Source organism: Bacillus sp. EB106-06-01-XG163 (genome assembly GCF_058791615.1).
The window spans coordinates 357,136-363,497 of sequence record NZ_JBYTDS010000003.1 but is presented as its reverse complement, the minus strand read 5'-3'; the positions used below and the strand labels follow the sequence as shown (position 1 = coordinate 363,497).

General features: G+C 47.7%; 5 protein-coding genes. All 5 read right to left on the bottom strand.

Annotated features, from left to right (window positions below; all coding sequences use genetic code 11):
- Positions 1 to 97: 97 nt before the first annotated feature.
- Positions 98 to 1,453 carry a tRNA (N(6)-L-threonylcarbamoyladenosine(37)-C(2))-methylthiotransferase MtaB gene (gene mtaB, locus AC3WTF_RS05820; RefSeq protein ID WP_007408276.1) on the bottom strand — a complete coding sequence of 452 codons (1,356 nt, stop codon included), beginning with the start codon at positions 1,451 to 1,453 and terminating at the stop codon, positions 98 to 100.
- Positions 1,453 to 2,223: a 16S rRNA (uracil(1498)-N(3))-methyltransferase gene (locus AC3WTF_RS05815; protein WP_015417848.1), complete on the bottom strand. Its 771-nt coding sequence runs from the start codon at positions 2,221 to 2,223 to the stop codon at positions 1,453 to 1,455. The genes mtaB and AC3WTF_RS05815 overlap by 1 nt, the downstream gene beginning before the upstream one ends.
- Before the next feature lie 22 nt (positions 2,224 to 2,245).
- Complete coding sequence (gene prmA, locus AC3WTF_RS05810) at positions 2,246 to 3,181, bottom strand: 50S ribosomal protein L11 methyltransferase (RefSeq protein WP_012118021.1); 936 nt, start codon at positions 3,179 to 3,181, stop codon at positions 2,246 to 2,248.
- Positions 3,182 to 3,204: 23 nt separating this feature from the next.
- Positions 3,205 to 4,332, bottom strand: a complete 1,128-nt coding sequence (gene dnaJ / locus AC3WTF_RS05805; RefSeq protein ID WP_003152895.1) for a molecular chaperone DnaJ — start codon at positions 4,330 to 4,332, stop codon at positions 3,205 to 3,207.
- A 185-nt stretch (positions 4,333 to 4,517) separates the two neighbouring features.
- Positions 4,518 to 6,356: a molecular chaperone DnaK gene (gene dnaK, locus AC3WTF_RS05800; RefSeq protein ID WP_007408273.1), complete on the bottom strand. Its 1,839-nt coding sequence runs from the start codon at positions 6,354 to 6,356 to the stop codon at positions 4,518 to 4,520.
- Between the last annotated feature and the right edge of the window lie 6 nt (positions 6,357 to 6,362).

Below are 6,362 nucleotides of genomic sequence, written 5' to 3'. Positions count from 1 at the left end.
TAATTTCGGATAACAATCATCCGTATTCAAACTTGAAGGTGTTTTTATTTGTCTCATCTTATGGGGTCAGTCCCGAAGGCACCGGTTTTTTTATCAGTTATGAAGACATGCGCATGTTTCGGGTCATTTCATCCTCAACGACACGGACGAATTGTCCTTCATTATACGGATAGCCCGCTTTTTGAATTTTGACTTTGACAAGTTTGCCGATTACATCTTCCGTGCCTTTGAAGACGACTTTCATGTAATTGTCCGTATAGCCGACGAACATGCCCTCCTCATCAGACTCTTTAAACGCCTCTTCCGGAATGATTTCCAGAACCTCTCCTTCATAATCGGAGGCGTATTCTTTTGCAAGCTGGTCAGACAGCGCGATCAGCTTATGCACCCGTTCGTTTTTCACGTTCTCGTCAACCTGGTCTTCCATTCTGGCCGCAGGTGTTCCGGTGCGTTTGCTGTAAGGGAATACGTGAAGCTCTGAAAACTTATGTTCTTTAATGAACCGGTATGTTTCCATAAATTCTTCTTCCGTTTCTCCCGGGAAACCGACGATGACATCAGATGTGACGGCAAGACCCGGCAGCGCTTCTTTCAGCTTATTTAAACGGTCCGCGAAAAATTCCATCGTATATTTGCGTCTCATCCGTTTCAGAACGGTGTTTGATCCTGACTGAATCGGGATATGAAGGTGACGGACGATTTTATCAGACGCATCCAGCACTTCAATCACTTCATCAGTGATTTGGCTTGCTTCAATAGATGAAATTCTGATCCGCTTCAGTCCTTCTACACGCGTATCCAGCTCGCGGAGAAGCTTGGCGAAATTATAATCTTTCATATCTTCGCCGTAGCCGCCCGTATGAATCCCCGTCAGGACGATTTCTTTATAGCCGGCATCCACCAGCTGCTGCGCCTGTTTAATGACTTCTTCAGGATCGCGGGAACGAAGCAGGCCGCGCGCCCAAGGGATAATGCAGAACGTACAGAAGTTGTTGCAGCCCTCTTGGATTTTTAACGACGCTCTTGTGCGGTCAGTAAAAGCGGGAACATCCAGCTCTTCAAACACGCGTGCTTTCATAATATTGCCGACGCCGTTGATCGGCTGACGCTCTTCCCTGTACTGCTCAATGTAACCGAGCATTTTTTCACGATCCTGCGTGCCGACGACGATGTCAACACCCGGGATGGCCATAATTTCCGCCGGAGAGGTTTGCGCATAGCACCCTGTTACGCAGATGACGCCGTCAGGATTTTGGCGGATCGCCCGTCTGATGACTTGACGGCTTTTTTTATCTCCCGTGTTTGTTACCGTACATGTATTAATGACATATACATCTGCTGTCTGTTCGAATTCTTTTCGTTCATAACCCGCATCTTTAAACAGCTGCCAGATTGCTTCTGTTTCATAATGGTTGACCTTGCAGCCAAGGGTATGAAAAGCAACAGTTGCCATTACTGATCACCTCTTAATAACTCTGTATGATAGGAAACTGCGCTTAACGCGTAAAGAGGCGCAGTTTCAGTCCGTAAAATTCTCGGTCCGAGGCCGCATAAGACGGCGCCTTTTTCTGAAAGCTGATGAACTTCAGACTCAGTCAGACCGCCTTCAGGGCCGAATACGATTAAAAGAGACGAACCTTGCGGAAGGCTTTTGAGCTCCGCAGCGAAAGCGCCCGTTTCTCCCTGCTTTGATGACTCCTCGTATGCAACGACACATTTATCGACATTCTCCGCCATTTCAAGCAGCTGCCGGAACGTATGAACGGTTTTCACTTCGGGAATTTCATTGCGGTACGATTGCTCCGCCGCTTCCTTCGCGATTTTCGCCCATCTCTCCCGCTTTTTCTTTGCCTTTTTGTCGTCTAGCTTAACGACGGATCTGGCGCCTTGAAAAGGGATGAACATACTTGCCCCCAGCTCGGTCCCTTTTTGGATAATCCATTCAAGCTTATCGCCTTTCGGGAGGCCGCTTGCGATCCTGATCTTCAGCGGCAGTTCACGGTTTTCACCCGTCCACTCAGCAATGCTGCATGATATATGATCTTTAGAAACCTCTTTAAGCAGGCATAACGCTTCATGGCCGTCTTTCGAACAGCAGATAATCCGGCCGCCCGCACTCATTCTCATGACGTTCGCTATATGGTGGACGTCTTCCCCCGTGATTTGAAAATCGGGAGTTTCGTCCATCTCCTGCTTCGTGAGCTCGATAAAATATCGTTGCATACGCTGTGACACCTACTAACTGTTATTTTTTCGCGATGATGCTGACCCAATCTTCCATAGACAGAATTTCTATGATGGTAAAGCCGGCTTTTTCCAACGCTTCTTTTACTTCCTGTTTTTTCTGGCCGATAATGCCTGAAGTAATAAAATGGCCTCCGTCTTTGAGCAGGTCGTACGCCTGTGATGTAAAGCGGAGAATCACTTCCGCCAAAATATTTGCGACAATGACATCATGTTCGCCCGTGATGCCGTCTAACAAATTGTTCTGCTTCACTTCAGCCGTATCACTCACTTTGTTCAATTTTACATTCAGACGCGCGCTTTCAACAGCGACCGGATCAAGGTCATACGCATGAACCGATTCGGCCTCAAGCATGGCGGCCGCGATGCTTAAAATTCCTGAACCGGTGCCGACATCAATGACACGGTCGCCTTTTTGAACGATACGCTCAAGCGCCTGAATGCACAGAACGGTTGTCGGATGCGTTCCCGTACCGAATGCCATACCCGGATCCATTTCGATAATCAGTTCATCTGTATGAACAGGTGTGTACGTTTCCCAAGTGGGAACGATCGTGAACTTTTCAGAAATTTTCACAGGATGATAATACTTTTTCCAAGCTGTCGCCCATTCTTCTTCATTAACTTCAGAAATGGTGATTGTGTTTCTGCCCAAATCAATGTCGTACAAAAGCAGATTATTAATCGTCTCTTTAATGCCGTCCACCGTTTCGCCGAGGAAACTGTTGATCGGCAGATACGCTTTGACAATGACACCCTCATCGGGGTAATCATTGGGGTCGAGCTGGTAGATTTCCCCGTAAACATTCTCACGCTCTTTCATTAAATCAAGCGGATCTTCGATGACAACCCCGCTCGCACCAGCTTCATGCAAAATATTTGAGATGGGTTCGACCGCTTCATGTGTTGTGTGAATGCTGATTTCGGACCATTTCAAAACTACCAACTCCTATCCAATCATTACTCGCCTTTAAATGCGCGTTTTACTTTGTCAAAGAAACTCATTTCTTGTTCATCCGGCAGGTTTCCGCTGACTTCAGCGAACTCGCGGATGATGTCTTTTTGTTTGTCTGTCAGATTCGTCGGTGTGACGACGCGGACGACAATGTGCTGGTCGCCTTGTCCGTAGCCCCGGACGTTCTGAACGCCTTTGCCTCTTAATCTGAATTTCGTGCCTGTTTGTGTGCCGGCAGGTATTTTCAATTTCACTTTTCCGTGAAGCGTCGGCACTTCCACTTCGTCTCCGAGTGCCGCTTGGGCGAACGTTAACGGCATTTCGCAATAAATATCGTCTCCGTCGCGCTCAAAGAACTCGTGGGCGCGCACATGGAATACGACAAACAGATCTCCCGCCGGCCCTCCGTTTACGCCCGGTTCACCTTGGCCCGGAACGCGCAGCTGCTGTCCGTCATCCACACCGGCAGGAATCGTGACATTGATTTTTTTCCGTTTTTTCACTTTGCCCGTGCCGCCGCAGTCAGAACACTTGTTTTTGATGATTTTTCCTGTTCCTTCACAGTGGTGGCAGACTCTTCGGTTAACCACTTTGCCAAACGGCGTGTTCTGTTCGACGTTCAGCTGGCCTGAACCTCCGCAGTGCGAGCACGTATCCGGCTTTGTTCCCGGCTTCGCGCCAGACCCTTTACATGTTTCGCAATTCTCTTCGCGCGGAATTTCAATGATCGTTTCTTTTCCGAAAGCCGCGTCTTCAAATGACAGGGTCATTGTATACTGCAGATCCGCGCCTTGCCGCGGCGCATTCGGGTCACGGCGTCTCGTGCCGCCTCCGAAGATGCTTGAGAAGATGTCATCGAAACCGAAGCCGCCGAAGTCTCCGCCGCCTCCGAAACCGCCGCCGAATCCCTGGTTAGGGTCTGTATGGCCGAATTGGTCATATTGAGCGCGTTTTTGGTCGTCTGAGAGCGCTTCGTACGCTTCTTTTACCTCTTTAAATTTTTCATCTGCTCCGGATTCTTTATTGATATCAGGATGATATTTTTTTGAAAGCTTCCGATAGGCTTTTTTGATTTCATCCTTTGAAGCGCTCTTACTTACCCCAAGCACTTCATAGTAATCACGCTTACTCATCTCGCTTCACTCTCCCGAATTTCTCACATAAATTAGATTGTATCATTTTGAATTATGTTTTTTCAATTCCTTTTATCCCGGGCAAGAAAAAAAGTCAAAGCCAAGAGATGCCTGACTTTGACTTTCTGTCTGTTGAATCAGAATATGCTGTGTGTTCTTCCGCCTATAGCCATGCGGGACAGAACTTATTTTTTCGTTTCGTCGTCTTTTACTTCTTCGTATTCCGCATCGACAACGTTGTCATCCGCTTTTTTGCCTTCAGCGTTTGCTCCGCCTTCAGCCTGCTGCGCTTTCGCCGCTTCTTCGTAAAGCTTCATAGAAAGCTCTTGAACGATTGTTTGAAGCTCATCTTTTTTCGCTTTGATGTCTTCAATTTCGTTTTTCTCGATAGCGGCTTTCAGCGCGTCTTTCGCGTCGTTTGCTTTTTTCACTTGCTCTTCGTCCACTTTGCCTTCCAGATCTTTTAATGTTTTTTCCGTTTGGAACACAAGCTGGTCAGCTTCGTTGCGGACTTCGATTTCTTCTTTTCTCTTCGCATCAGCGTCAGCGTTTTCTTCCGCTTCTTTTACCATGCGTTCGATCTCATCATCAGAAAGACCTGAAGAAGATTTGATAGTAATGTTTTGTTCTTTTCCTGTGCCTAAATCTTTCGCTCTTACGTTTACGATACCGTTTTTGTCAATATCGAAAGAAACTTCGATTTGCGGTACGCCGCGCGGTGCAGGCGGGATATCAGTAAGCTGGAAGCGGCCGAGCGTTTTGTTGTCGGCAGACATCGGGCGCTCACCTTGAAGCACGTGAATGTCAACAGCCGTTTGGTTGTCAGCTGCAGTTGAGAATACTTGAGACTTGCTCGTCGGAATTGTCGTGTTGCGATCGATCAGTTTTGTGAACACGCCGCCCATTGTTTCAATACCAAGAGAAAGCGGTGTAACGTCAAGAAGAACAACGTCTTTTACGTCTCCCGTGATGACGCCGCCTTGAATCGCTGCACCCAGCGCTACAACTTCATCAGGGTTTACGCCTTTATGCGCTTCTTTACCCGTTTCTTTTTTGATTGCTTCCTGTACGGCTGGAATACGTGTTGATCCGCCGACAAGGATAACTTTGTCGATTTCGCTCGCAGAAAGATCCGCATCTTGAAGAGCCTGACGGACAGGAGCCATTGTGCGCTCAACAAGGTGAGCGGAAAGCTCTTCGAATTTAGCGCGGGTCAGTGTCAGCTCAAGGTGAAGAGGACCTGCTTCTCCCGCTGTGATAAATGGTAAAGAAATTTGTGTGGATGAAACGCCGGAAAGATCTTTTTTCGCTTTCTCAGCCGCATCTTTCAAACGCTGAAGCGCCATTTTGTCTTTTGAAAGATCAATGCCGTTTTCTTTTTTGAATTCTGCTACGAGATGATCGATGATGACTTGGTCAAAGTCGTCTCCGCCAAGACGGTTGTCACCGGCAGTTGAACGGACTTCAAACACGCCGTCGCCAAGTTCAAGAACAGATACGTCAAACGTACCGCCGCCAAGGTCGTAAACAAGAATTGTTTGGTCTTCGTCCGTTTTATCAAGTCCGTATGCAAGCGCTGCTGCAGTCGGCTCGTTGATAATACGCTCTACTTCAAGACCGGCGATTTTACCGGCATCTTTTGTCGCTTGGCGCTCCGCATCGTTGAAGTATGCAGGAACCGTGATAACGGCTTTTGAAACTGTTTCGCCGAGGTAGCTTTCAGCATATGCTTTCAGATGCTGAAGGATAATAGCTGACACTTCTTGAGGCGTGTAGTCTTTTCCTTCGATTTCCACTTTATAGTCAGTACCCATATGGCGTTTAACAGACATGATTGTGTTAGGATTTGTGATGGATTGGCGTTTCGCCACTTCCCCTACTTGGCGCTCGCCGTTTTTAAATGCAACGACTGACGGAGTCGTACGGTTTCCTTCAGCGTTGGCGATGACTGTAGGCTCTCCGCCTTCAAGCACTGCCACACATGAGTTTGTCGTACCCAAGTCAATTCCGATTACTTTACTCACTTTGAA

What these genes read in the sequence shown, in the direction of transcription:
- AC3WTF_RS05815 (WP_015417848.1), bottom strand. Translation starts at nt 2,223, where the DNA reads ATGCAACGATATTTTATCGAGCTCACGAAGCAGGAGATGGACGAAACT.
- mtaB (WP_007408276.1), bottom strand. Translation starts at nt 1,453, where the DNA reads ATGGCAACTGTTGCTTTTCATACCCTTGGCTGCAAGGTCAACCATTAT.
- dnaJ (WP_003152895.1), bottom strand. Translation starts at nt 4,332, where the DNA reads ATGAGTAAGCGTGATTACTATGAAGTGCTTGGGGTAAGTAAGAGCGCT.